Below are 24,882 nucleotides of genomic sequence, written 5' to 3'. Positions count from 1 at the left end.
CGACACCGATGCAGCTCATCCTTTGCCCGCACTGCGGTCCCCGCGAGGAGACCGAGTTCTGCTACGGCGGCGAGGCCGGCGTGCCCTATCCCGACGACCCCTCGGTGCTCGACGACGAGCAGTGGGCCCGGTTCGTGTTCGTCCGCGCCAACCCGAAGGGCGCCTTCACCGAGCGGTGGTCGCACGCCGCGGGATGCCGGCGGTGGTTCACCGCCGTCCGCGACACCCGGACCCACCGCTTTCTCGACGTCGAGTCGATCGGCGCCTCCCAGCCCCCGACCACACCCCGGCGGTGACCCCGTGACCCGAATCGACGGCTACGGCCATGCCCTCGACCGCACCCGCACGTCGACCGTCACCGTGAACGGCCGGCGCTACACCGGTCACCCCGGCGACACCCTCGCCTCGGTCCTGCTCGCCCACGACGTCGGGGCGATCGGGACCGGTGTCAAGTACGGCCGCCCCCGCGGGATCACCGCGGCGTGGACCGAGGACCCCACCGGCCTGGTCCAGATCGAGGAGCCGTTCCCCGAGCCGATGCTGCTCGCGTCCACCGTCGAGATCACCGAGGGGCTGGTCGCCCGCGGGGTCAACGGCCAGGGCCGGCTCGCCCAGGTCCCCGACCATGCCCGCTACGACCGCAGGCACACCCACTGCGACGTGTTCGTCGTCGGCGCCGGCCCGGCGGGACTGACCGCCGCCCGACGGGCGGCGCGGGACGGCAGCAGCGTCGTCCTCGTCGACGACCGCCCGACGCCGGGCGGCACGCTCACCGGCACCGAGCGGATCGACGGGAAGCCCGCGCTCGCGTTCGTCGACGACGTCGTCGCCGAGCTCGCCGCGCATCCCGACGTCACCCACCTGCAGCGCACCACCGCGTTCGGCCACTACGACGACGGGTTCGTCCTGGCTCTCGAGCGGCGCACCGATCACCTCGGATCGGAGGCGCCCGCAGGCCGCTCGAGGCAACGCGTCCACCGCATCCGCGCCGCACGGATCGTTCTCGCCACCGGCGCGATCGAGCGCCCCGTCGTGTTCGAGGACAACGACCGGCCGGGCGTCATGCTCGCCTCCGCGGCCCGCGACCTGCTGCACCGTCACGGCGTGCTGGCCGGCCGCGACGTCGTCGTTGCCACCACGACCGACTCCGCCTACGCGGCGGCCCTGGATCTGGCCGCGGCCGGCGCCCGGGTGCAGGTCCTCGACGCCCGCGCGGAGGTGCCGCCGTCCTGGGCCGACCGCTGCGCGGCGGCCGGCGTCGCCGTCACCGCGGGCACGACGGTGCGCGGCACCGTCGGCGAGCATCGGGTCCACGGCGTGCTGGTCGGCGACGACCGGGCCGAGATGCCGTGCGACCTGCTGCTGGTCAGCGGCGGTTGGACCCCGACGTCGCACCTGGTCAGCCACGTCGGCGGCACCCTGGCCTACGACGAGGCCCTGGGCGCGTTCGTGCCCGGGGAGCAGCTCGCCGGCGTGGACGTCGTCGGCGCCGCGAAGGGCACCTTCGGCCTGGCCGCGGCACTGCGCGAGGCGGGCGGCGACGACGCACCCACGGCGCCGGAAGAACCGAGCACGCCGTCGCTCGTCGTCTGGCGCACCGACGGCGACCCGTCGCGGCAGTTCGTCGACATCGCCCGCGACGCCACCGTCGCCGACGTCGCCCGCGCGGTCGGGGCGGGCATGACCCACCCCGAGCACGTCAAGCGGTACACGACCATCGGCACCGCCCACGACCAGGGCAAGACCTCCGGGATGCTCGCCGCCGGGATCATCGCCGAGCTCACCGGCCGTCCGATCACGGCGCTGAGCCCCACGACGTTCCGGCCGCCGTTCACCCCGGTCGGCTTCGCCGCGCTCGCCGGATGCCAGCGCGGCGAGCTGTTCGACCCGGTGCGCACCACCGCGATCCACGATCGGCACGTGCGCGCGGGCGCCGAGTTCGAGGACGTCGGCCAATGGCGCCGGCCCCGCTACTACCCGCAGCCGGGCGAGGACATGACCGCGGCCGTGCTGCGCGAGTGCGTCGCGGTGCGCACCCGGGTCGGCATCATGGACGGCTCGGCCCTCGGCAAGATCGACGTCCAGGGTCCGGACGCCGCGGTGCTGCTCGACCACCTCTACACGAACCTGATGAGCAGCCTGAAGGTCGGGCGCGTGCGCTACGGCGTGATGTGCGGCCACGACGGGATGGTGGTCGACGACGGCACGGTGCTGCGCCTCGCCGAGGACCGGTTCCTGGTCACGACGACGACCGGCAACGCCGCCCACGTCCTCGACTCGATGGAGGAGTGGCTCCAGACGGAGTGGCCGCACCTGCGGATCCGGCTCACGTCGGTGACCGAGCACTGGTCGGTGTTCGCCGTCGTCGGGCCCCGCTCCCGCGCGGTCATCGCCCGCGCGTTCCCCGGGCTGAACGTCTCCAACGCCGGGTTCGGCTTCATGACCTGGCAGGACACCGGCCTCGACGGGGTGGACGTCCGCCTCGCCCGGATCTCCTTCTCGGGGGAGCTCGCCTACGAGGTGAACGTCGCCTCCTGGTACGCGTCCGCGCTGTGGGACCACCTCGTCGCCGCGGGCGAGCCGGAGGGCATCACCCGCTACGGCACCGAGACGATGCACGTCCTGCGGGCCGAGAAGGGCTTCCCGATCATCGGGCAGGACACCGACGGAACGGTCTCCCCGCACGACCTCGGCATCGGCTGGGCGGTCTCGACGAAGAAGGCCGACTTCGTCGGGAAGCGCTCGTTCGCGCGGGCGGTGAACCACGACCCGATGCGCAAGCAGCTGGTGTCACTGCTGCCCACCGACGCGACGACGAAGCTGCCGGAGGGTTCGCAGATCGTCGCCTGGTGCGACGACGGGGCGCTCCCGCCGCCCCCGGTGCCGATGCTCGGCCACGTCACGTCGAGCTACCTCAGCGCCGAGCTCGGTCGGCCGTTCGCGCTCGCGCTGGTCACGGGCGGGCGCGAGCGGATCGGCGAGGTCGTGGGAGTCCCGGTCGGGACCGCGCTGGTGCCCGCCCGCATCGGCGGGTCCGTCCTGGTCGACCCGGAAGGAGCCCGCCGCGATGGCTGACACCCTCACCCGTACCCATCCGCTCGAGGCGTGGCGGACGGCGTTCGCCGCCCTGTCCGAGGAACTGGACCCCGGCCTCGCGATCGAGCTCGCGCCGCTGACGACCGCGCTCGACCTGCGGGTCGATGCCACCGGCGTCTTCCCGTTCGCTGATGTCCTCGGCGGTCCGCTGCCGACCGCGCCGAACACCTGGACGCCGATCCGCGACGGCCGGGCAGTGTGGCTCGGTCCCGACGAGTGGCTGGTCACGAGCACCACGGCGTCCGGGCCGCGGTGGGAGGACGAGGTCCGCGCGGTGGCCGGACCGCACCGCGGCGCCGTCGTCGACGTCTCGGCTCAGCGCACCGGGGTCCGGCTGCGCGGCCGCGACGCCCGGGAGCTGCTGTCCTTCGGCTGCGCGCTCGACCTGCGCCCGGCGTCGTTCCCGGCCGGGTCCTGCGCGCAGACGCTGCTCGGCCAGTCCGGGGTGCTGTTGCTCGCCGACGACGACGGCGGCCCGGCGCTCGACGTCGTCGTCCGCGCCTCCTTCGCCGGCTACGTCGCCGGCTGGCTCCTCGACGCCGCCGAGGAGCTGCGACCGCTCCCCCACAACTCCGACCAGGAAGGAGACGAGACATGAGCACCACCACTCCGCGCGTCGTCATCATCGGCGCCGGCATCGTCGGCGCGAACCTCGCCGACGAGCTCACCGAGCGCGGCTGGACCGAGGTCACCGTCCTCGATCAGGGCCCGCTGCCCCTGACCGGCGGCTCGACGTCCCACGCTCCCGGCCTGGTGTTCCAGACCAACGCGTCGCGGACCATGAGCGCCTTCGCCTCCTACACCGTCGAGAAGTTCCTTGCACTCGGTGGCGCCCCGGACGACGGCGAGTGGTGCTTCAACCAGGTCGGCGGGCTCGAGGTCGCGACGACCCCCGAACGGCTCGCCGACCTGGACCGCAAGCACGGCTGGGCGATGGCGCGGGGCATCCCCGCCGAGATCGTCGACATCGAGGAGTGCGTGCGGCTGCACCCGCTGCTCGACCCGTCGCGGATCCTCGGCGGCCTCCACACCCCCACCGACGGGCTCGCCAAGGCCGCCCGCGCGGTCACCGCGCTGATCCGGCGCGCCGAGAGCCGCGGCGCGGTGTTCCGGGGCTCCACCCGGGTCACCGGCATCTCCCAGCACGGCGGCCGGGTCACCGGGGTGACGACCGACCACGGCGAGGTGCCGGCCGACGTCGTCGTGTCCTGCGCGGGGTTCTGGGGACGCCGGCTGGGCGCGATGGTCGGGATGCGGGTGCCGCTGCTGCCGCTGGCCCACCAGTACGCGTTCACCGGGCAGGTCGCCGAGCTGGTCGGACGCAACGACGAGGCCGTCGAGGCCCGGCTGCCGATCCTGCGCCACCAGGATCAGGACCTCTACTACCGCGAGCACCACGACCGCCTCGGCATCGGCTCCTACGCGCACCGGCCCATCCCGGTCTCGCTGGACGAGCTCCCCGAGGTCGACGACGTCTCCGAGGCCCGGCAGCCCTCGATGCTGCCGTTCACCGACGAGGACTTCGCCCCCGCCTGGGAGCAGAGCCGGCTGCTGCTGCCCGCGCTCGACGACGCCAAGGTCGAGACCGGCTTCAACGGCGTCTTCTCCTTCACCCCCGACGGCGGGCCGCTGGTCGGCGAGTCCTCCGACGTGTCCGGGTTCTGGATCGCCGAGGCGGTGTGGGTGACCCACTCCGCCGGGGTCGCCCGCTCGGTGGCCCAGCTGCTCGTCGACGGCTGCAGCGAGATCGAGCTGCACGGGTGCTCGGTGCACCGGTTCGCCGAGCACGAGACCACCGACGCCTACGTCTCCGAGACCGCCCAGCAGAACTTCGTCGAGATCTACGACGTCGTCCACCCGCTGCAGCCGCGGCTCTCCCCCCGCGACGTGCGGGTCAGCCCCTTCCACGCCCGGCAGCGTGATCTCGGGGCGGTGTTCGGCGAGGCCCACGGCTGGGAGCGGCCGCAGTGGTACGAGGCGAACGCCGGGTTGGTCGGCGAGCTGCCCTACGAATGGCAGCCCCCGTCCCGCGACTCCTGGTCGGCGCGGTTCCACTCCCCGATCGCGGCCGCCGAGGCGTGGAAGACCCGCACCGGGGTGGCGATGTACGACATGACGCCGCTGACGCGGATCGAAGTCGCGGGGCCGGGCGCGGTGGCGTTCCTGGACCGGCTGACCACCGGGAAGATGGACAAGTCGGTGGGGTCGGTGACCTACACACTGATGCTCGACGACGCCGGCGGGATCCGCAGCGACCTCACCGTGGCCCGCCTCGGCGACGAGCTCTTCCAGGTCGGCGCGAACGGCACCATCGACGTCGAGTACCTGCGCCGCGCGGCACCGACCGACGGCAGCGTCACCGTCCGGGACATCACCGGCGGGACGTGCTGCATCGGCGTCTGGGGCCCACTCGCCCGCGACCTGGTCCAGCCGCTGAGCCCAGACGACTTCTCGCCCGAGGGGCTGAAGTACTTCCGGTGCCGGCGGGCCGACATCGGCGGGGTCCCCGTCGTCGCGATGCGGGTCTCCTACGTCGGCGAGCTCGGCTGGGAGATCTACACCGGCGCCGAGTACGGGCAGCGGCTCTGGGACGTGCTCTGGGAGGCGGGCCGCGAGCACGGCGTCATCGCGGCCGCGCGCGCGGCGTTCAACAGCCTGCGCCTGGAGAAGGGCTACCGCGCCTGGGGCACCGACATGACGACGGAGCACGACCCCTACGAGGCGGGCGTGGGCTTCGCGGTCCGCCCGGCCACCAAGGGGGAGTTCGTCGGCCGGGACGCGCTCGCGGGTCGGGACGCCTCGACGGTGACGCGCCGCCTGACGTGCCTGACCGTCGACAACGAGCGCAGCGTCGTGCTCGGCGGCGAGCCGGTCCTCGTCGACGGGGAGCCGGCCGGGTACGTCACCTCGGCGGCCTTCGGGCACACCGTCGGCCGCCCGATCGCGTACGCGTGGTTGCCCGCGTCGCTCGAGGTCGGGGACCCCGTCGACATCCGGTACTTCGGCCAGGACGTCCGGGCGACGGTAGCCGCGGAGCCGCTGGTCGACCGGGAGATGACCCGCATCCGCCGGTGAGCCGGCCGGACACCCCGGGGCGTGTCGCTCCGGGGTGTTCGGCTGTCACTGCTGTCCGGCCGACGCGGCTGTCCTGCTGTGGACGCAGCTGTCCGGCCGCGAGGGCCCGGCCCGGCGCCTTGTCGTGGCCTTCCACGCCGGCCCGGCTCGCTTGTCGTTCGGATTCACAACGACAAGGCGGGCCGGCGACCGCAGGAGGCCGCGACAAGACGGCGCCGGCGCGGGGAGGCACGCCGCCAGCGTGGTGCTGGACGGCGCCGTCGCCGGGAGGCACGCCACGCAGGCGACCGCGAGCCGGTGGTGCGCTGATCAGCCACCCGCGGGTCCGCGAGGGGAGGATCCGGCCGCTCTAGGCGCCCGAGGGTTCCCCTCGTGCCGGGGAGCGCCGGCAGTCGCGAGGGGAGGATCCGGCCGCTCTAGGCGCCCGAGGGTTCCCCTCGTGCGGGCTGGGGGTCAGGCCAGGGCGCGCGCGAGCTCGGCGAGCAGGACCGCGAGCTGACCGGCGCACCGCGGGCAGACGCACTCGGCGCCGTGCACGGCCAGCCGGTCGGTCACGTGGAAGGCCGCGTCGAACGACGGCGTGTCCAGCTCGTCGAGCACGCGGTCCGGGGTGTCGGACTCGTCGGGGATCATGGGCTCGTCGCTCTCTCGTGAAGGAGTGGGTGGGGCGGTCAGCCGACGCGGTCGCGGACCCAGTCGTGGAACTCGCCGATGTGGTGCTCGCTGGGCACGAGGACGCCGCCGCGGGCGTAGGAGCGGGAGTCCATCGAGACCTGGCAGCGCTCGCAGGCGTCGAAGTCCTGCTGGTTGACCCGGTGGAAGAGCTCCACGGAGCGGTCCAGGTCGGCGCCGCTCGCGACCACGCCGGGCAGGTAGAGCCAGTCGCAGCGCACGATCGTGCGGTCGGCGGCGACCGGGAACATCCGGTGGAACACGACGTGGTCCGGGACGAGGTTGATGAACACCTGCGGGCGGACGGTGATCGCGTAGTAGCGCCGGTCCTGCTCGGCTCCGACCCCCGGGAGACGCTCGAGCCCCTCGGACCCGTCGACGGTGAAGCCCCGGACGTCCTCGCCGAACTCGGCCCCGTGCCCGACGAAGTACTGCGCCGCCAGACCGTCCGCGAACTCGGGGAGGACCTCGGTGAGCTCGGGGTGGATCGTCCCGCAGTGGTAGCACTCCATGAAGTTCTCGACGATCTGCTTCCAGTTCGCCGCCACGTCGTAGGTGATCCGGCGGCCGAGCGCGAGGTCGGCGACCTGGTAGCCGACGATCGCGTCGGGCGAGCCGAGGCGCCCGGTCACGTCCGCGATCACGGTGTCGGAGAACGACGGCGGCTCCTCGGCGAGGCAGAGCCAGACGTAACCGAGCCACTCGCGGACGTGCACCCGGTGCAGCCCGTAGCGCACGCGGTCGATGTCGGGCATCTCGGTGAGGTTCGGCGCCGCCGTGAGCCTGCCGTCCAGCCTGTACGTCCAGGCGTGGTATGGGCACTGGAAGGACCGGCGCACCGATCCCGTCTCCTCGGTGCAGAGCCGGGCGCCGCGGTGCCGGCACACGTTGAGGTAGGCGTTCACCTCGCCGGCCCGCCCGCGCGCGACGATCACGCTCTCGCGCCCGACGTCGACGGTCTCGAACATCCCCGCCGTCGGGATGTCCGCGGCCAGCACCGCGCAGAACCAGCCGGTCTCGAAGATCAGCGCCTGTTCGGCGGCGAAGATCGTCGGGTCGGTGTAGTAGCGGCCCGGGAGCGTCTCTCGCAGGCTCGCCGGCAGGGGTTCGCTCGCGGCGGCTGCGGACAGCTCGCTGGTGGTCATGACGGCGGGCTCCTAGATGTGCCGATCGCCCCGACTGTGTACGCGGTGCTACGTGGTGCGTATCGCGCAACAGATTGCTTGATACGCAACACAAACGATGGAAGACGGCAGAGCCCCATGTCAAGCGCCTCTTCGGTGCCGTGCCCGACGCGATTCGAACCCCGGCCACACCTGCCGGACCTCTTGACAGCGGGCGCCGTCAGCTCCACCGTGAGCGTTGCGCATTGAGGATCGTGGCGCGCAATACGCAACGATGCTCTCGGATCTCTTGAGTTCTCGGGCACGCCGAGTCACCCCGCGTGCACCCACCGTCAGTACCCGTCCGGTGGGAGGAACGACGTCGTGGCCTCCCGCCGACCCATCTCTTCTGGAGAGAGACATGATCCGACTCTGCGACGTCGACGAGATCCCCGAGGGCGAGGGCGTGCGCTTCGCCGGGCCGACCGCGGTCGCCGTCTTCCGCACCGATGACGAGGTCTTCGTCATCGACGACGCGTGCAGCCACCAGGGCGCCTCGCTCTCCGACGGCTACCTCGAGGGGTGCTGGGTCGAGTGCCCCCTGCACGAGGCCTTCTTCTCCCTGCGCACCGGCGAACCCAGTGGTCCGCCGGCCAAGAAGCCGGTGCGCACCTACACCGTGATGATCGCCGACGGCGTCGTCTGGGCCGACCTGGAGCACGCGGGCGTCGAGGTGCTCGCCCCGATCGCGCAGGGCGGCGTGGCGTGAGGACCATCGCCGTCGTCGGGACCTCCGTCGCCGGGGCGCGGGCCGCGCGGTCGCTGCGCGACGCCGGGTTCGACGGCCGGCTCGTCCTCGTCGGGGACGACGCCCACCGCCCCTACGACCGCCCGCCGCTGTCCAAGGACTTCCTCGCCGGCACCGTCGACGCCCCGGACATCGCCCTGCTCGACGAACAGGACGAGGCCGACCTCGCCGTCGAGCTGCACCTCGGGGTGCGCGTGGAGCGCCTCGACCCCGCCGCGGCCCGGCTGCGCTGTTCCGACGGCCGCGAGATCCCGACCGACGGGGTCGTCATCGCCACCGGGGCCCGGCCGCGCCGGCTGCCCGGCAGCGAGGGCGTCGAGGGTGTGCACGTCCTGCGCACCCTCGACGACGCCGTCGCCCTGCGGTCCGCACTGCACGACGGCTCGCCGCGGGTGGTGGTGGTCGGGGCCGGGTTCATCGGCGCCGAGGTCGCCTCGACGTGCCGCCGCCTGGGCCTCGAGGTCACCGTGCTCGACGCCGCAACACTCCCGCTCGAGCCCCTGCTCGGGGAAAGGATCGCGCGGTGCTGCGTCGAGCTGCACACCGACCACGGCACCGAGGTGCGGCGCGGCACGTCGGTGGCCCGGCTGCGCACCGGCCCCGGTCCGCGGGTCACCGGGGTCGAGCTCGACGACGGCAGTGTCCTGCCGGCCGACGTCGTCGTGACCGGGATCGGGATCGTGCCCAACACCGAGTGGCTCGAGGGCGCGGGCCTGTCGGTCGCGAACGGCGTGCGCACCGACGAGGGCATGGTGTGCGACCTGCCGAACGTCGTCGCGGTCGGCGACGTCGCCCGGTACCGGACCGGGGACGGCGCGCACCGTCACGAGCACTGGACGAGCGCGGGCGAGCAGGCGGGCGTCGCCGCGACGAACCTGCTGGCGGGCCGGACCACCACGGCGTTCCGGCCCTCCGGGTACTTCTGGTCCGACCAGTACGGGCGCACCCTGCAGCTGGCGGGGCACCCGGGGCGCGAGGACCGGGTCGAGATCGTCGACGGCGACACCGGGGACCGGACGTTCACCGCCCGTTGGACCGACGCCTCGGGGGCGACCACCGCGGTCTTCGGCATGGGGAGCCCCCGGGCCTTCGGCCGGCTCCGCCGCGACCTGCGGCGCGCCCGGCAGGCGGCGTGACGACCGGGCACGCGCGGTCAGATGATCGCGCGGACCGCCTTCTCGAACCCGATGACGTGCTCGTGGGACAGGGTCGCGGCGAGCTCGCCGTCGCCGGCGGCGATGGCGCGCAGCAGCCCCACGTGCTCGCCCACGTGCCGGTCGAAGTCCGGCATCCGGTCGAGGAACAGGCAGAAGATGCGCGTCGCCAGGTTGTCGTAGCGCACCAGGGTGTCCTCGAGGTGCGGGTTGCCCGACGCCTGGTAGATCGAGCGGTGGACCCGCATGTCCCAGCGCATGAGCTCGTCGCGCCCGAGCGTCGGGACGTCGAGCGCCTCGGTGGCGTCCGCGAGCTCACCCAGTCCGGCGCGCAGCGAGGTGCCGCCGGCACCCTCCGCGGCCCGGCGCGCGGCGAGCGGCTCGAGCTGGGTCCGGATCTCGGAGATGTACGCGAGGTCGGTGATGTCGACGGCCGTCGCGAACGTGCCGCGACGCGGGTAGGACACGACCAGCCGGTCGACCTCGAGCCGCTTGAGCGCCTCACGGACCGGAGTCCGTCCGACCTCCAGCTCGTCGACGAGGGAGAGCTCGTCGACGGGGGCCATCGGCGGGATCTCCAACATGATCAGCTTGTCCTGGATCGCGCCGTAGGCACGCTCGGAGAGCGAGAGCGGTGCGGCTTCCTGTGGCTGGACGGTCACGGCGAGCAGCATACCGCGACCACATCAACCCTTCACCCTAGCGTCGACGACTAATATATTAGTCGCGGTACGCCTCGCTCGGTGCTTCGGGAGCGCCCATGACCCTGTCGGTGCTGGACCTGTTCAAGGTCGGGATCGGGCCGTCGAGCTCGCACACGGTCGGACCGATGCGGGCCGCCTTCCTGTTCGTCTCGCGCCTGGCCGACGCCGGCCTGCTCGAGCGGACCGCCCGGGTGCGCTGCGAGCTGTTCGGGTCGCTCGGCGCCACCGGGCACGGCCACGGCAGCGTGCCCGCCGTCGTGCTCGGCCTGGCCGGGGAGCAGCCGCACCTGGTCGATCCGGTGGCGGCCGGACCCGCCGTCGAGCACGCCCGGGTGCACCGCCGGCTGCTGCTGGGCGGGAAGCACGAGATCGACTTCGCGCCCGACGACGACGTCGTGCTCCATCGCCGTCGTCGGCTGGAGTTCCACAGCAACGGGATGCGCTTCGTCGCGTCCGACGCCGGGGGCGTGCTCCTCGAGCAGCGGGAGTACTACTCGGTCGGCGGCGGGTTCGTCGTCGACGAGGACGAGACCGGGCAGGCGGTGCTCGTCGAGGACCCGACCCCGGTCCCGTTCCGCTTCGACACGGCCGCCGAACTGCTGGCCCTCACGCGCTCCGCGGGCCTGCCGATCAGCGGCGTCGTGCTGGCCAACGAGCTCGCCCGGCGCCCCGAGCCCGAGGTCCGCGCGAGCCTGCTGCACCTGTGGGCGGTCATGCGCGAGTGCCGGGAGCGGGGCTGCACGACCGAGGGCGTGCTGCCGGGCGGGCTGCGGGTGCGGCGGCGGGCGGCGGCGCTGCGGCGGCGTCTCGAGAGCGGGGTCGACCTGCCGGACTCGCTGCACGCCATGGAGTGGGTGACGCTCGTGGCGCTGGCGGTGAACGAGGAGAACGCGTCCGGCGGGCGGGTCGTCACGGCACCGACCAACGGGGCCGCCGGGATCGTGCCCGCGGTGCTCTCCTACGCGGCGCGTTTCCTGCCGGGCTTCGGCGACGACGACGTGGTGCGCTTCCTGCTCACCGCGGGGGCGGTCGGGCAGCTGCTCAAGCGGAACGCCTCGATCTCCGGCGCCGAGGTGGGGTGCCAGGGCGAGGTGGGATCGGCCTGCTCGATGGCCGCCGCCGGCCTGGCCGAGGTCCTCGGCGGCACCCCGGAGCAGGTGGAGAACGCCGCCGAGATCGGGATCGAGCACCACCTGGGGCTCACCTGCGACCCGGTCGGCGGGCTGGTGCAGATCCCCTGCATCGAGCGCAACGCCGTCGCCGCGGTCACCGCGATCACCGCCGCCCGGATGGCCGTGCGCGGCGACGGCACGCATCACGTCTCGCTGGACACCGCGATCCGGACCATGCGCGAGACCGGGGCCGACATGTCGGTGAAGTACAAGGAGACGGCCCGGGGCGGGCTCGCGCTCAACGTCGTGGAGTGCTGAGGGGGCGATCGGGTCCGGGCGGTCGCCGCTCGCGCGGGCGAGGGAGTCACTGCGGGTCGACCGGATCTCCGATCACCCTCGTAGCGACTCCCTGATCTTCAACGGGGCACCGCCGACACCTGGTGGGCCCAGGCGGTGACCGGCGGGCCGGGCGAGGGCGTGACGACGGGCCTGCGACGGCGGGTCCACGGTTCTTACCGGCTTCCGAACCGAGCTGGGCACACGCGTTACCCACGCCGACCACTCTGGTCCTCACCAGATCGACACCCCGCCCGGCACCCGTCGGGACCACCGGGCGCACGATCCGTTCTCAGAAGGTGGCCGATGGACCGCGAGGAGGACTCCCCCACCCCCGCCGACGACGCGACGGCGGGCGCGCACGGGCACAGCGGCTCGCGCTGGGAGTCGCAGCCCGACGACCCGGAGACGCAGGTTCCGGCGGCGTACGGCCCGGAGACGCAGGAGATGCCGGCCGGGCAGTCCGAGGAGGCCGGCGACACGACGGCCACCGCGGCCGCGGCGATGCCGCCCGCGGGGACCTCGTCCCGGAGCGACGACGATGACGCGGCGCCGGCCCGGCCCCGACGGCGGGGGCTGAAGGTCGCGGCCGCGGTCGGTGCGGCCGTGGTGCTGGCCGGGGGCGGATTCGCCGTCGGTCACGCGGTCGGCGACTCCGGGCCGGACGGCGGTCCGGGCCTGACGTCCGGGCACCACCGCGACCACGACGGCGCGGCCGGTGGCTTCGGCGACCGGGGCGGCGCGGCCGCGCAGGGTCAGCCCGGGCAGAGCGGGACCGGCGGTCAGCCCGGGCAGAGCGGAACCGGCACCGGCACGACGCCGGGCGGCAACACCAGCACCGGGCAGGGCCAGACCGGTACCGCCCAGGGCAACAACACCTCCGCGAGCACGAGCGCGATCCTCGGCGGGCTGTTCACGTGACCGCCCTCGCCGACCGCCCCGCACATCGCGCGGGCACCCATCGGGCCGCCCCCGCCGGCAGCCCACCGAGCGCCCGGCCGAGCACGCCGCGCAACCCCGTCGCCGTCCGCGACCGCTGGATCCGTACGGCAGCCGAGGCGCTGCTCGTCGTCGCGCTGACCCTGGTCACGTACTGGTGGGCCACCGGGGGCGGGTTCTCCGACCTCGGCGGCTGGGCCTCCGGGCTGACCTCGGTGGGCCGGCTGACCGGCCTGCTCGCGACGGTCCTCCTGCTCGCCCAGGTGCTGCTCATGGCCCGCGTGCCGGTCCTGGAGCAGGCCTTCGGGCAGGACCGCCTCGCCATGACCCACCGGCTCGTCGGGTTCACGTCGTTCACCGCGATGATCGCCCACGTCGGGCTGATCACCTGGGGCTACGCCGCCGGGGACCTGCTCGCCAGCCCCGGCGAGCTCTGGACCCTGAGCACCACCTACCCGGGCATGCTGCTCGCCGTCGCCGGGACCGCGTGCCTGGTCATGGTCGTCGTGACGAGCATGAAGGCCGCCCGGGCGTCGATGCGCTACGAGTCCTGGCACCTGCTGCACCTCTACGCCTACCTGGGCGTCGGGCTCTCGCTGCCCCACCAGCTCTGGACCGGGCAGGAGTTCCTCGCCTCGACCGCCCGCACGGTGTTCTGGTGGACGGCCTACGCCCTGGCCGCCGGCGCGGTCCTCGTCTGGCGGGTCGGCCTCCCGCTGGCCCGGAGCCTCCGTCACCGGGTGACGGTCACCTCGGTGCGCGCCGAGGGCGACGGGTGCGTGTCGGTGTACCTGACCGGCGAGCACCTCGACGAGCTCGGGGCGCGGGCCGGCCAGTTCCTGCAGTGGCGCTTCCTCACCCGCCGCGGCTGGAGCCGGGCGCACCCCTACTCGCTCTCGGCGGCCCCGGACGGGCGCAGCCTGCGCATCACCGTCAAGGACCTCGGCGACGGCACCGCGGAGGTGCCCGGACTGCGCCCGGGGACGAAGGTGCTGATCGAGGGCCCCTACGGCCGGCTCACCGCCCGGGCCCGCACCCGGCCCGGCGTCGCGCTGATCGGCGCCGGGGTCGGCATCACCCCGCTCCGGGCGCTGGCCGAGGCCCTCGACGGCGACGTCGTCGTCCTCCACCGCTTCTCCACGCAGCCGATCTTCGCCCGCGAGTTCGCGGTCCTCGCCCGGGAGCGCCAGCTCGGCCTGGTCCCGCTGCCCGGCCGGCGCCGCGGCCCGGACTCCTGGCTCGGGGCCGGCGTCGGGCCGGTCGACGACCTCGCCGCCCTGCGCGCCCGGGTCCCCGACATCGCCGAGCGCGACGTCTACGTCTGCGGCCCCACCCCCTGGACCGGCCTGGTCCAGCGCACGCTCCTCGCGGCCGGCACCTCCGCCGACCGCATCCACACCGAGACCTTCGGATGGTGACCACCGTGCCGCCCGCCCGCTTCGACCGCGGCGCCCGCCGCATCGCGCTGTGGGGTCTGACCACCGTCAGCACCGTGGTGCTGCTCTTCTCCTACCGCACGTCCACCTCCTCGACGATGCCGGCAGCGACCGGCACCACCACCGGCACGACGACCTCGGCGGCCGGGGCCACCACCTCGGCCGCCGCGAAGACCTCGAGCACCTACACCGGCACCGTCACCGGGACCGCCGCCGACACTCGCTGGGGCCCGGTGCAGGTGAAGGTGACGCTCGCCGCCGGGAAGATCACCGCGGTCGACGTCGTCCAGGAACCCGACTCCAACGGCCGCGACCAGGAGATCAACGCCGACGCCGTCCCGCAGCTGGTCTCCGAGACGCTGTCGGCCCAGAGCGCACAGATCGACATGGTCAGCGGCGCGACCTACACCTCCGACGGCTACGTGACGTCGCTGCAGAGCGCCCTCGACCAGGCCGGTGTGGCATGACGACGGCCACGGCGGCCCGGGTGGCACGGCGGGTCGAGCACGTGATGGGGATGCCGATCAGCCTCGCGCTGCGCGGCCGCCACGCCGACGACGCCGAGGCCGACGCGGCCTGGGCGGCCGTGCTCGGCTCGCTGCGTGAGGCCGACCGGACGTTCAGCACCTACCGCGAGGACTCGGTCGTCACCGCGATCCGCCACGGCGAGCTCGCCGTCGCCGACGCCCCTGCCGAGGTGCACGAGGTGCTCGCCATCGGGGCGCGCGCCGAGCGCGCCACCGACGGCGCCTTCTCGGTGTGGCGCGACGGCGGACTCGACCCCAGCGGCGTCGTGAAGGGCTGGGCGGTGCAGCGCGCCTCGGCGTTCCTGGGCGGCCTCGACGACACCGACTTCTGCCTCTCCGCGGGCGGCGACATGGTCTGCCACTCCGACGGCGACCCGTGGCGCATCGGCATCGAGGACCCCCGCGATCCGGGCCGCGTGCTCGCCGTCGTGCCCGTGCGCGACGGCGCGGTCGCCACCAGCGGCACCGCGCACCGCGGCGCGCACCTGGTCGACGCCCGCACCGGTACGGCGCCCGCCGCGGTCGCCCAGGTGACCGTGATCGCGCGTTCGCTCACCGACGCGGACGTCGACGCCACCGCCGCCTACGCCCTCGGGGCGCAGGCAGCAGAGTGGCTGGGACGACGGGTCGGTCGCGGCGGCCTCGTCGTGTGGGACGACGGGACCACCACGACCGTCACCGCCTAGAGCTCGAGCCCGGCCGGCTTCCCGGACAGCGCCACCTTCGCGCGCTCGCTGGGCAGGTCGGCCAGCACCTCCTCGCCGCCGTCCTCGACCGCGTCCAGGGTCTGGCGGGCCACGTCCTCCGGGGCGATCTTCGGGACGTCGAGGTGGGCGACCATGTCGGTGTCCATGTAGCCGAGGTGGACCCCGACGACCTGGGTGCCCTGCCCGCGGAGCTCGGCCCGCGCGGAGCCGGTGAACGACCAGGCGGCGGCCTTCGAAGCGCTGTAGGAGCCGGTCAGCGGCGAGGTCAGCCAGGACAGCGCGGAGAGGACGTTCACGACCGCGCCACCGCCGTTGCGGGCGAGCACCGGGGCGAACGCCCGGAGCACCGTCACCGGGCCCCAGAAGTTGGTCTCCAGCTCGGCCCGCGCCCGCTCGGGGTCGCCGGTCAGCAGCGAGCCGTTGCCGGCGATCCCGGCGTTGTTGATCAGCAGGTCCACGTCGCCCGCCCGCTCGGCGGCGCCCCGGACCGAGGCCGGGTCGGTGACGTCGAGGCGGAGCGGGATCACGCGCGGGTCCTTGTTCTCCGCATCGCGCGGGTCCCGCGCGCCGGCGTAGACGGTGGCGGCGCCGCGGGCGAGCAGGGCCTCGACGAGCGTGGCCCCGAGCCCCCGGCCCGCGCCGGTGACGAGTGCGGTCGATCCGGCGATCCTCATCGGGCGATCCTCTCCACGATGGTGGCGTTGGCGGTGCCACCGGCCTCACACATGGTCTGGAGGCCGTAGCGGCCCCCGGTCTGGTCGAGCACCCCGAGCAGGGTGGTCGCGATGCGGGCGCCGCTGGCGCCGAGCGGGTGGCCGATCGAGATCGCGCCCCCGTTGACGTTGGTCTTCCGCGGGTCGGCGCCGGTCTCGGCGAGCCAGGCGAGCACGACCGACGCGAAGGCCTCGTTGACCTCGAACGCGTCGATGTCGTCGATCGTCAGCCCGGCTCGGGCGAGGACCTTGGCGGTCGCCGGGATGATCCCGGTGAGCATGTAGACCGGGTCGTCGCCGGTGACGGTGGCGGTGTGGACGCGCGCCCGGGGCGTCCAGCCGCGCGCCGCGGCGATCTCCGAGGTCGTGACGAGCAGGGCCGCCGCGCCGTCGTTGTAGGGGCTGGCGTTGCCGGCGGTGACGGTCCAGTCGATGTCGCCGAAGCGCTCGGTCCAGCGGTCGTCGGCAAAGGGCGTCTTGAGGCCCGCCAGGGCGTCCGGCGTGGTGCCCGGCCGGATCGTCTCGTCGGTCTCGAGCTGGGCGATCGTGCCGTCCGCCCGCGTCGTCTTGAGCGGCGCGACCTCGGCGGCGAACCGTCCCTCCCGCCACGCGGCGGCCGCCTTCTGATGGCTGGCCAGCGCGAACTCGTCGGCCTGGGTCCGGCTCAGCCCCCATCGCCGCGCGATCAGCTCGGCGCTGACCCCCTGCGGGATGAGCCCGGGCGCGTAGCGCTCGCGGACCGACGGGCCGGCCACGTCCTGCGCGACGCCGTTCACCTCGGTCTGGCTGCCGATGCGGATGCGCGACATCGACTCCACGCCGGACGCGATCGCGATGTCGTACCCGCCGGCGACGACGCCCTGGGCGGCGAAGGTCAGGGCCTGCTGGCTCGACCCGCACTGCCGGTCCACCGTCACGCCCGGCACCGACTCCGGGAAGCCGGCCGCGAGGGCCGCGAACCGGGTGGTGTTGCCGCTCTGCTCGCCGACCTGCCCGACCGCGCCGCCGATCACGTCGTCGACCTCGCCCGGCTCGAGGCCCGGTACGCGCTCGACGAGGCTGCGCAGCGCGTGGGCGTGCAGCTCCACCGGATGGACCTCGGCGTACGCGCCGCCCGGCTTGCCCTTGCCGACGGGCGTCCGGACCGCGTCCACGATCACCGCGTCCCGCATGGCGCTCCTCCTCCGCTCGGCGATCCTGTTGACGGACCGATCGGTCCCGGACCGCATGGTCCGAGATTGCGCCGCGTTGGGCCCGGCGTCAAGCGAGCTGCGTCACGCCCCGGCGGCCACCGCCGCCTCGGTGCGCCGCGCGAGCGCCACCTCGGCCGCGTACATGACGCCGAGGGTGAAGCCGTGGGCCACCTCGCCCGCCGCCAGCTCCAGCAGGGTCGCGCGGGTGACGACGGTGTCCTGGTGGACGCCCAACTGCTCCTGCCGGGCCGCCATGCGGCGGATCCCCTTCCGCGCGGAGTCGTCCAGGACCGGGCGGGCGGCCTCGCTCGCGTAGCGCAGGCGCTTGGCTGCCTTGCGGGCCTCGTGCAGGTCGGTGTCGAGCTCCGCCCCCGGCGCGATCCCCCGCGCCGCCGCGATCGCCGCGTCCACCCGACGTCGGGCGCGGGCCACCTCGCCGGGGAGCACGTGGTCCGCGTCGTCCAGGGCGCGGCGGGCGAGGGGCGGCTCGGCCAGCAGCGCGTCGAGCGCCGCGAGCAGGGCGAGGTACCGGGTCCCGTCGAGGGCGGCGAGCGCCCGGTCCCGCGCCGCGGCCGCTCGGCGGGCGAACGCCGCGGCGAGCTCGGCGTGCACCGGACCGAGGACCAGCTCGTGGGGCACCTCGGCGAGCAGCTCGTCGAGGCGGGCGTGCATCACCTCGGTGTCCCGGGCGGGGGCGAGCTCGCCGGCCAGCCAGCGGAGCTCGCCGGTGAGCGTCCGGGTCCGGGCGCGGTGCAGCACCCGTCGGAACGACTGCAGCACGCTGCGGATCCGGCGGGCCGCGACCCGCATCTGATGGACGGCGTCCTCGCGGTCGAGCCGCACGAGCGGGTCCCAGCGCCGCAGCGACCGGGCCTGCCCGCGGAGGTACTCGAGCACGACCGCCGCCGCACTGCCGTCCGGGGCGGGCAGGACGGAGACCGGCCGCTCGCCCAGCACCCTCGCGACCTTGGACGGGGTCGCCGAGCGATGGATCCCGCGCGCGGCCAGGCGCTCGGTGACGACGTCGAGGAAGCCCGCCGGGGCGGCGGGACCGAGCTCGACCTCGATCTCGGTCCAGGCGAGCTCCTCCCGGTCCCCGGACCGGCACGCGGTCACGGCGTCGACGACCAGTTCGGCCACCAGCCCACCGCCCCCGGTGACGGCCCGCCACGCGCGGCGATGCGTGCGCAGCCGGGCGACCGGCTGCACCGGGCGACCGCGGGTGAACGCCCGGACCAGCGCCAGCAGCTCCACCGGGGCCTCCGGCGCGAGCGGGGCCTGGATCTCCTCCCGACGGTCGCCGACCGGAGGCAGCTTGACGTGCCAGCCCTCGTCCGGACCTCCGGTGCGACGGCGCATCGTCACGCCCTCGGCGTGCAGCGCCAGGTCGGCGGTGTCGTGGTAGACGGCCTCGAGCAGGCGTTCCTCGGGGTCGACGGGCACCTCGCGCCCCAGCACCTCGCCGGGATCGAGGGCGGCGAGGACCGCCACGGAGGCGACCTCGAACGTGCGCTCCACCTCGCCGGACGACACCACGGCACCCACGGCCACCTCCGCGTCCCCCGACGACCCCTCAGCCAACCGCATCCGCCGTCGTCGGGACAGATCCGCACCGGTGCAGTGCGCCCCGGCGAGCGGGCGGCGGGATACCTCGGCGATACCGGGCGGGTCCTGCCCGGTATCGGTCCTAGCGTCGTCCCGAACCCCGGAATCGCCGGGGCGATCGAGAGGACCTCGCCGTGAACCTCGTGTCCGTCCGGATCATCACCGACGACGTCGCGCGCCTCGTCGGGTTCTACGAGCGCGTCACCGGCGTGACCGCGACGTGGGCGACCGACGACTTCGCCGAGCTGCGCACGACGTCGGGGACGCTGGCGATCGGGAGCACGCGCACCGTCGCGCTGTTCGGGCCGGGTGTCGCGGACCCGGCCGCGAACCGCTCGTCGATCGTCGAGTTCATCGTCTCCGACCTCGACGGACGGTTCGCGGAGCTCCGGGATCTCGAGGTCGTGCAGGAGCCGACGACGATGCCGTGGGGCAACCGGTCGCTGCTCCTGCGCGACCCCGACGGCGCCCTGGTGAACCTCTTCGAGCCGGTCACCGAGGCCGCCGTGGCGAAGTTCGCCGCGACGCCGCGCTGAGGGCCGTCGTCGTCGACGGGACGCTGTCGGACCGGCGCGTTACGGTCCCGGCATGGCGAACCGCACCACCACCGGACATGACGTCAAGCCCCGCAGCCGCGACGTCACCGACGGGATGGAGCGGGCCGCCGCGCGCGGCATGCTGCGCGCGGTCGGGATGACCGACGACGACTTCTCGAAGCCCCAGATCGGCGTCGCGTCGAGCTGGAACGAGATCACCCCGTGCAACCTCTCGCTGGACCGCCTCGCCACCGCGTCCAAGGAGGGCGTGCACCACGCGGGCGGCTACCCGATGGAGTTCGGGACGATCTCGGTGTCCGACGGCATCTCCATGGGCCACGTCGGGATGCACTACTCGCTGGTCAGCCGGGAGGTCATCGCCGACTCGGTGGAGACGGTGGTGCAGGCCGAGCGCCTCGACGGGACCGTGCTGCTCGCCGGCTGCGACAAGTCGCTGCCCGGGATGCTCATGGCCGCGGCGCGGCTCGACCTCGCGAGCGTGTTCCTCTACGCGGGCTCGATCATGCCGGGGATGGTCGACGGCAAGGAGGTGTCGATCATCGACGCGTTCGAGGCCGTCGGGGCGTGCGCCCGCGGGCTGATCACGCGCGAGAAGGTCGACGAGATCGAGCGGGCCATCTGCCCCGGCGAGGGCGCCTGCGGCGGCATGTACACCGCCAACACGATGGCCTGCGCGGCCGAGGCGATGGGCATGGCGCTGCCCGGGTCGTCGTCCCCGCCGAGCGCCGACCGCCGCCGCGACGGATTCGCGCGGCAGTCCGGCGACGCCGTCGTGGGGATGCTGCGCCGCGGGCACACCGCGCGCGACGTGATGACCCGCGAGGCGTTCGAGAACGCGATCGCGGTCGTCATGGCGTTCGGCGGCTCCACCAACGCGGTGCTGCACCTGCTCGCGATCGCCCGCGAGGCCGGCGTCCCGCTCGAGCTGGACGACTTCAACCGCATCGGCGACCGGGTCCCGCACCTCGCGGACGTCAAGCCGTTCGGGCGCTGGATGATGAACACGGTCGACCGGGTGGGCGGTGTGCCGGTCGTCCTCAAGGCGCTGCTCGACGCCGGGCTCGTGCACGGCGACTGCCTGACCGTCACCGGGAAGACCCTCGCGGAGAACCTCGAGGAGCTGGCACCCGAGCCGCTCGACGGCGACATCCTGCGGCCGCTCTCCAACCCCATCCACCCCACCGGCGGGCTGACGATCCTGCGCGGGTCGCTGGCTCCCGACGGGGCGGTGGTCAAGTCGGCGGGGTTCGACTCGGCGTCGTTCGAGGGCACCGCCCGCGTGTTCGACGGTGAGCAGGGCGCGATGGACGCGGTGGAGTCGACCGGCCCCGACGGTCTGCAGCCCGGCGACGTCGTCGTCATCCGCGACGAGGGCCCGCGCGGGGGGCCGGGGATGCGCGAGATGCTCGCCGTGACCGGCGCGATCAAGGGCGCCGGGCTCGGCAAGGACGTCCTGCTGCTCACCGACGGCCGGTTCTCCGGCGGCACGACGGGGCTGTGCGTCGGGCACGTCGCCCCGGAGGCCGCGCACGGCGGGCCGATCGCGTTCGTCCGCGACGGCGACCGGATCCGGCTCGACCTCGCCGCCCGCACGCTCGACCTGCTGATCGACGACGACGAGCTCGCCCGCCGTCGGGACGGTTGGACCCCGCCGCCGCCCAAGCACCGCACCGGGGTGCTCGGGAAGTACTCGCGGCTGGTCGGGTCGGCCGCGCAGGGGGCCGTCGTCGGGTTCGACTAGCTGCAACGCCCGCGGCCGGATCGGTGTTCACCCGGACATGAGCACCCCCACCGAGGCCGCTCCGCGGGCGGACCCCGACGGCGAGCGGGTGGCGGCCGCGCTGGCCGACGACCTCGACGACGGGTTCGCCGAGCTCGTCCGGACCTATCAGGGCCTCGTGTACGCGGTGGCGCTGCGCACGACCGGGCACCGCACCGACGCCGAGGACCTCGCCGCGGAGGCGCTGCTGCGGGCCTACCGCTCGCTCGCGGACCACGACCCCGCCTGGCTGCGCGAACTGGTGCCCCGGCCCTGGCTGCTCACCATCGTCGTGAACACCAGCCGCAACCAGGTCCGCGACGCCGCCCGCCGCCCGCGCACCGACGGCGCGACCGTGCCCGACGAGCCCGTGCCCGGCCCGACCGTCGAGGACCGGGCCGAGCAGGCCGAGGTCACCGAGCACCTCGCGACCCTGCTCGCCCGGCTCCCCGAGACCCAGCGCACCGCGGTCGTCCTGCGCCACGTGACCGACCTGCCCCTGACCGAGGTCGCCGAGGTGCTCGGCTGCCCGGTCGGCACCGCCAAGTCGCACGTGTCGCGCGGGCTCGCCCGGCTGCGCACCCTGATCGCCGAGACAGGAGACCGCCCATGAGTACCGACCCGGTCCTGGTCCGCCTCGCCGCGCTGGCGCCGGCGGAGGGCCCCGACCTGACCGACCGGCTCTTCGACGGCTGGCTCACCACCGACAGCCTGCTCGGCCCGGTGCGGGTGGTCTGCACCCGCGACGGGATCAGCTTCCTGCGCACCACCGCCGACCTCGCCGAGGAGGACTTCCGCGCCGCGTACCGCCGTCGCGTCGGGCGCCCGCTGCGGGCCTCGACCGTCGTGCCGGACGACCTCGAGGCCGCCCTGCACGGCGACGCGACGGCGCGGCCCCGCCTCGACCTGCTCGGCATCACCGACTTCCAGCGCGACGTGCTCGCCGCGACCCGCACCATCCCGGCCGGCGAGACCCGGCCGTACGCGTGGGTCGCCGCCGAGGTCGGACGCCCGGGTGCGGTGCGCGCGGCCGGCACGGCGCTGGCCACCAACCCGGTGCCGCTGCTCATCCCGTGCCACCGCGTCGTCCCCAGCGGCGGCGGCGGGATCGGGCGCTACATCTTCGGCGTCTCGGCCAAGCAGCGGCTGCTCGCCGCCGAGGGCGCGACGGGGGTCGGGCGATGACCGCCGTCGACCGGATCGACCTGCCCGCGCTCGAGCGGTTGGACTGGGAGCGCATCGGGGCGGCGCTCGACACCGAGGGCTTCGCGATGACCGAGCCGCTGCTCTCGCCCGAGCAGTGCCGGGAGATGATCGAGGTGTTCGACGACGACGGCGCCTTCCGGTCCACGATCGACATGGCCCGGCTCTCGTTCGGGCAGGGGCGCTACCGCTACTTCGCCGACCCGCTGCCCCCGCTGGTCACGGCGCTGCGCACCCGGCTCTACCCGCCGTTGGCGCAGCTCGCGAACCGCTGGGCCGGCATCCTCGACGAGCCGACGTGGCCGCCCGAGCACGCCGAGCTCGTCGAGCGTTGCGCGGAGGTCGGCCAGCACCGACCCACGCCGCTGGTGCTGCGCTACGGCCCGACCGGCTACAACTGCCTGCACCAGGACGTCTACGGCGACCTCACCTTCCCGCTGCAGGTGCTCTTCATGCTCAACACCCCCGATGTCGACTTCACCGGCGGCGAGAGCGTGTTCGTCGAGCAGCGGCCCCGACAGCAGTCGCGGCCGATGGTCGCGCGGCCCGGGCTCGGCCAAGCGGTGATCTTCCCGGTGCGGCACCGCCCGAAGCAGGGTGCCCGCGGGTACCACCGCGTCCAGATGCGCCACGGGGTGTCGGCGGTGCACTCCGGGGATCGCCACGTCCTGGGGGTGATCTTCCACAACGCCCGGTGATCTCGTGGGGTCCCCTCCCCGGCCGGTGAGAGCACCATGGAGCGCATGGCGTGGGGATGGACGGGTCGGCTGGCCGAGCGGCTCGGCGGGACCTGGAGCCCGCCGGGCGGGACCCCGCCGACGGTCCCGATGCGCGGCCGGCCGACGTTCACCACCTCCGTCGAACACAGCTGGTTCGAGGGGCGCGACGGCGTCCGGCTGGCGTTCCGGGAGTACGGGACCGGGCGACCGCTGGTCCTGCTCCACGGGTTCACCGCGAGCGGCGCGATGTGGATCGACAACGGCCTGGCCGCCCGGTTCGCCGAGCACGGCCGTCGCGTGATCGTCCCGGACTTCCGCGGCCACGGGTCCAGCGCCGCGCCCGACGACCCGGCCGCGTACCCGCCCGACGTGCTCGCCGACGACGCCCTCGCGCTGCTCGACCACCTCGGGATCGACCACGACGACCCCACCGCCCACGACCTCGCCGGCTACTCGCTGGGCGGGCGGGTCGTGGTGCGGGTGCTGGTGCGCGGGGCCCGGCCCGGCCGCGCGGTCGTCGGCGGGCAGGGCCTCGATGCCCTCGCCGGGCCGGTCGACCAGACCGGGATGTACCGGAAGGCGCTCGACGGGCTGGTCGCGGGCACCGAGATCGAGCCCGGTCCGGCCGCCGGGATCGCCGACTGGATCCGGTCGAGCAGCAACGACCCGCGAGCGCTGCGCCACGTGCTGGACAGCCACGTGCCGGTCGTCCCCGAGGAACTCGGCCGCATCCCCACCCCGGTCCTTGTCCTCGTCGGCGACGGGGACACCCGGCACGCGGCCACCGCCGAGGCCCTGGCCGACGCGCTCTCCCGCGGCAGGTACGAGACCCTCCTCGGCGACCACGTCTCCGCGCTCTCCGACCCGTCGTTCCCCGACAAGGTCGAGCGTCTCCTGGCCGAGGGGTAGAAGCACGTGGACGCCCTGTTGATCTCCGGCAGCACCCGCGCGGCGTCGACGAACACCGCGATGCTCCGGACGGTCGCCGCCCTCGCGGACGGCCTCACCACTGAGCTCCACACCGACCTCGCCGCGCTGCCCGCGTTCAACCCCGACGACGACCGCGACCCGCTCCCCGGCGCGGTCGCGGGCCTGCGCACCCGCATCCACGCGGCCGGCGCGGTGCTCTTCTGCACCCCGGAGTACGCGGGTGCGCTGCCGGGGGCGTTCAAGAACCTGCTCGACTGGACCGTCGGCGACGCCGAGCCGGACTCGATCCACGCCAAGCCCGTCGGCTGGCTGAACGTCTCCGGCCCGGCCGCGCCGAGCGGGGGCGCCGACGCGCACGACTCGCTGGCGAAGGTCATGCGCTACGTCGGCGCGAACGTCGTCGAGGCCGCGTGCCTGCGGCTCCCGCTGACCCGCGACGCCGTCGGGACCGACGGCCTGATCACCGACCGCGAAGCACGCGCCGGGGCACTCGCCGCACTCCGAGCCCTCCGCGACGCCGCCGGCTGACCGGCG

24 protein-coding genes are annotated in these 24,882 nt (G+C 74.3%); 18 read left to right on the top strand and 6 right to left on the bottom strand.

Annotated elements, in window-relative coordinates:
- The first annotated feature begins 8 nt into the window (after positions 1-8).
- From LQ327_RS15060 to LQ327_RS15045, 4 genes are read left to right on the top strand one after another with little or no spacing between them, the layout of a single operon-like run.
- Positions 9-296 carry a sarcosine oxidase subunit delta gene (locus LQ327_RS15060; RefSeq protein WP_230734890.1) on the top strand — a complete coding sequence of 96 codons (288 nt, stop codon included), beginning with the start codon at positions 9-11 and terminating at the stop codon, positions 294-296.
- A 4-nt stretch (positions 297-300) separates the two neighbouring features.
- Positions 301-3,075, top strand: a complete 2,775-nt coding sequence (locus LQ327_RS15055; protein ID WP_230734888.1) for an FAD-dependent oxidoreductase — start codon at positions 301-303, stop codon at positions 3,073-3,075.
- Positions 3,068-3,694, top strand: coding sequence for a sarcosine oxidase subunit gamma (locus LQ327_RS15050; protein ID WP_230734886.1), 627 nt, complete (start codon positions 3,068-3,070; stop codon positions 3,692-3,694). Before LQ327_RS15055 ends, LQ327_RS15050 begins: the two co-directional genes overlap by 8 nt.
- The gene (locus LQ327_RS15045; RefSeq protein WP_230734884.1) at positions 3,691-6,171 is read left to right on the top strand and encodes a GcvT family protein; all 2,481 of its coding nucleotides are present in this window, start codon (positions 3,691-3,693) and stop codon (positions 6,169-6,171) included. The genes LQ327_RS15050 and LQ327_RS15045 overlap by 4 nt, the downstream gene beginning before the upstream one ends.
- A 453-nt stretch (positions 6,172-6,624) precedes the next feature.
- Here LQ327_RS15045 and LQ327_RS15040 read toward each other — a convergent pair whose 3' ends face one another.
- Positions 6,625-6,804, bottom strand: a complete 180-nt coding sequence (locus LQ327_RS15040) for a hypothetical protein (protein ID WP_230734881.1) — start codon at positions 6,802-6,804, stop codon at positions 6,625-6,627.
- Positions 6,805-6,842: 38 nt separating this feature from the next.
- A complete protein-coding gene (locus tag LQ327_RS15035; RefSeq protein WP_230734879.1) occupies positions 6,843-7,988 on the bottom strand; it encodes an aromatic ring-hydroxylating oxygenase subunit alpha in 1,146 nt (381 codons plus the stop codon).
- 379 nt (positions 7,989-8,367) lie between these two features.
- Here LQ327_RS15035 and LQ327_RS15030 point away from each other — a divergent pair, with 379 nt between their 5' ends.
- Positions 8,368-8,715: a bifunctional 3-phenylpropionate/cinnamic acid dioxygenase ferredoxin subunit gene (locus LQ327_RS15030; RefSeq protein WP_230734877.1), complete on the top strand. Its 348-nt coding sequence runs from the start codon at positions 8,368-8,370 to the stop codon at positions 8,713-8,715.
- A complete protein-coding gene (locus tag LQ327_RS15025) occupies positions 8,712-9,890 on the top strand; it encodes an NAD(P)/FAD-dependent oxidoreductase (RefSeq protein WP_230734875.1) in 1,179 nt (392 codons plus the stop codon). Before LQ327_RS15030 ends, LQ327_RS15025 begins: the two co-directional genes overlap by 4 nt.
- 17 nt (positions 9,891-9,907) lie before the next feature.
- Here LQ327_RS15025 and LQ327_RS15020 read toward each other — a convergent pair whose 3' ends face one another.
- Complete coding sequence (locus tag LQ327_RS15020) at positions 9,908-10,582, bottom strand: GntR family transcriptional regulator (RefSeq protein WP_230734874.1); 675 nt, start codon at positions 10,580-10,582, stop codon at positions 9,908-9,910.
- A gap of 86 nt (positions 10,583-10,668) precedes the next feature.
- On the opposite strand from LQ327_RS15020, the gene LQ327_RS15015 reads away from it, so the two are divergent.
- From LQ327_RS15015 to LQ327_RS14995, 5 genes are all read left to right on the top strand, one after another.
- On the top strand, positions 10,669-12,042 hold the full coding sequence (locus LQ327_RS15015) for an L-serine ammonia-lyase (RefSeq protein ID WP_230734871.1): 1,374 nt from the start codon (positions 10,669-10,671) through the stop codon (positions 12,040-12,042).
- 324 nt (positions 12,043-12,366) lie between these two features.
- Positions 12,367-12,981 carry a hypothetical protein gene (locus tag LQ327_RS15010; protein WP_230734869.1) on the top strand — a complete coding sequence of 205 codons (615 nt, stop codon included), beginning with the start codon at positions 12,367-12,369 and terminating at the stop codon, positions 12,979-12,981.
- Complete coding sequence (locus LQ327_RS15005) at positions 12,978-14,417, top strand: ferredoxin reductase family protein (protein ID WP_230734867.1); 1,440 nt, start codon at positions 12,978-12,980, stop codon at positions 14,415-14,417. Before LQ327_RS15010 ends, LQ327_RS15005 begins: the two co-directional genes overlap by 4 nt.
- A complete protein-coding gene (locus LQ327_RS15000) occupies positions 14,414-14,902 on the top strand; it encodes an FMN-binding protein (RefSeq protein ID WP_230734865.1) in 489 nt (162 codons plus the stop codon). The genes LQ327_RS15005 and LQ327_RS15000 overlap by 4 nt, the downstream gene beginning before the upstream one ends.
- The gene (locus tag LQ327_RS14995) at positions 14,899-15,648 is read left to right on the top strand and encodes an FAD:protein FMN transferase (RefSeq protein WP_230734863.1); all 750 of its coding nucleotides are present in this window, start codon (positions 14,899-14,901) and stop codon (positions 15,646-15,648) included. The genes LQ327_RS15000 and LQ327_RS14995 overlap by 4 nt, the downstream gene beginning before the upstream one ends.
- Here LQ327_RS14995 and LQ327_RS14990 read toward each other — a convergent pair.
- From LQ327_RS14990 to LQ327_RS14980, 3 genes are all read right to left on the bottom strand, one after another.
- Positions 15,645-16,343, bottom strand: a complete 699-nt coding sequence (locus tag LQ327_RS14990; protein WP_230734861.1) for an SDR family oxidoreductase — start codon at positions 16,341-16,343, stop codon at positions 15,645-15,647. The two genes, LQ327_RS14995 and LQ327_RS14990, sit on opposite strands and share 4 nt — an antisense overlap.
- On the bottom strand, positions 16,340-17,554 hold the full coding sequence (locus tag LQ327_RS14985) for a thiolase family protein (protein ID WP_230734859.1): 1,215 nt from the start codon (positions 17,552-17,554) through the stop codon (positions 16,340-16,342). The genes LQ327_RS14990 and LQ327_RS14985 overlap by 4 nt, the downstream gene beginning before the upstream one ends.
- A 102-nt stretch (positions 17,555-17,656) precedes the next feature.
- On the bottom strand, positions 17,657-19,126 hold the full coding sequence (locus tag LQ327_RS14980) for a CYTH and CHAD domain-containing protein (protein WP_230734857.1): 1,470 nt from the start codon (positions 19,124-19,126) through the stop codon (positions 17,657-17,659).
- A gap of 188 nt (positions 19,127-19,314) precedes the next feature.
- Between LQ327_RS14980 and LQ327_RS14975 the strand changes: the two genes are divergently transcribed.
- The 7 genes from LQ327_RS14975 to LQ327_RS14945 are packed head-to-tail and all read left to right on the top strand — an operon-like array spanning position 19,315 to position 24,876.
- On the top strand, positions 19,315-19,716 hold the full coding sequence (locus LQ327_RS14975; RefSeq protein WP_230734856.1) for a VOC family protein: 402 nt from the start codon (positions 19,315-19,317) through the stop codon (positions 19,714-19,716).
- Positions 19,717-19,768: 52 nt separating this feature from the next.
- A complete protein-coding gene (gene ilvD / locus LQ327_RS14970) occupies positions 19,769-21,478 on the top strand; it encodes a dihydroxy-acid dehydratase (protein ID WP_230734854.1) in 1,710 nt (569 codons plus the stop codon).
- A gap of 37 nt (positions 21,479-21,515) precedes the next feature.
- Positions 21,516-22,109, top strand: a complete 594-nt coding sequence (locus LQ327_RS14965) for an RNA polymerase sigma factor (protein WP_230734853.1) — start codon at positions 21,516-21,518, stop codon at positions 22,107-22,109.
- On the top strand, positions 22,106-22,681 hold the full coding sequence (locus LQ327_RS14960; protein ID WP_230734851.1) for a methylated-DNA--[protein]-cysteine S-methyltransferase: 576 nt from the start codon (positions 22,106-22,108) through the stop codon (positions 22,679-22,681). The genes LQ327_RS14965 and LQ327_RS14960 overlap by 4 nt, the downstream gene beginning before the upstream one ends.
- The gene (locus LQ327_RS14955; RefSeq protein ID WP_230734849.1) at positions 22,678-23,397 is read left to right on the top strand and encodes a 2OG-Fe(II) oxygenase; all 720 of its coding nucleotides are present in this window, start codon (positions 22,678-22,680) and stop codon (positions 23,395-23,397) included. The genes LQ327_RS14960 and LQ327_RS14955 overlap by 4 nt, the downstream gene beginning before the upstream one ends.
- A 45-nt stretch (positions 23,398-23,442) precedes the next feature.
- Positions 23,443-24,327: an alpha/beta fold hydrolase gene (locus LQ327_RS14950; RefSeq protein WP_230734847.1), complete on the top strand. Its 885-nt coding sequence runs from the start codon at positions 23,443-23,445 to the stop codon at positions 24,325-24,327.
- 6 nt (positions 24,328-24,333) lie between these two features.
- Entirely contained in the window at positions 24,334-24,876 is a 543-nt protein-coding gene (locus tag LQ327_RS14945; protein WP_308286314.1) for an NADPH-dependent FMN reductase, read from the top strand.
- Positions 24,877-24,882: the final 6 nt, after the last annotated feature.

The organism is Actinomycetospora endophytica, from assembly GCF_021026375.1.
GTDB classification, from domain to species: domain Bacteria; phylum Actinomycetota; class Actinomycetes; order Mycobacteriales; family Pseudonocardiaceae; genus Actinomycetospora; species Actinomycetospora endophytica.
Note: the sequence above shows the minus strand (reverse complement) of the source record. Positions and strands in the feature narration are given on the sequence as shown.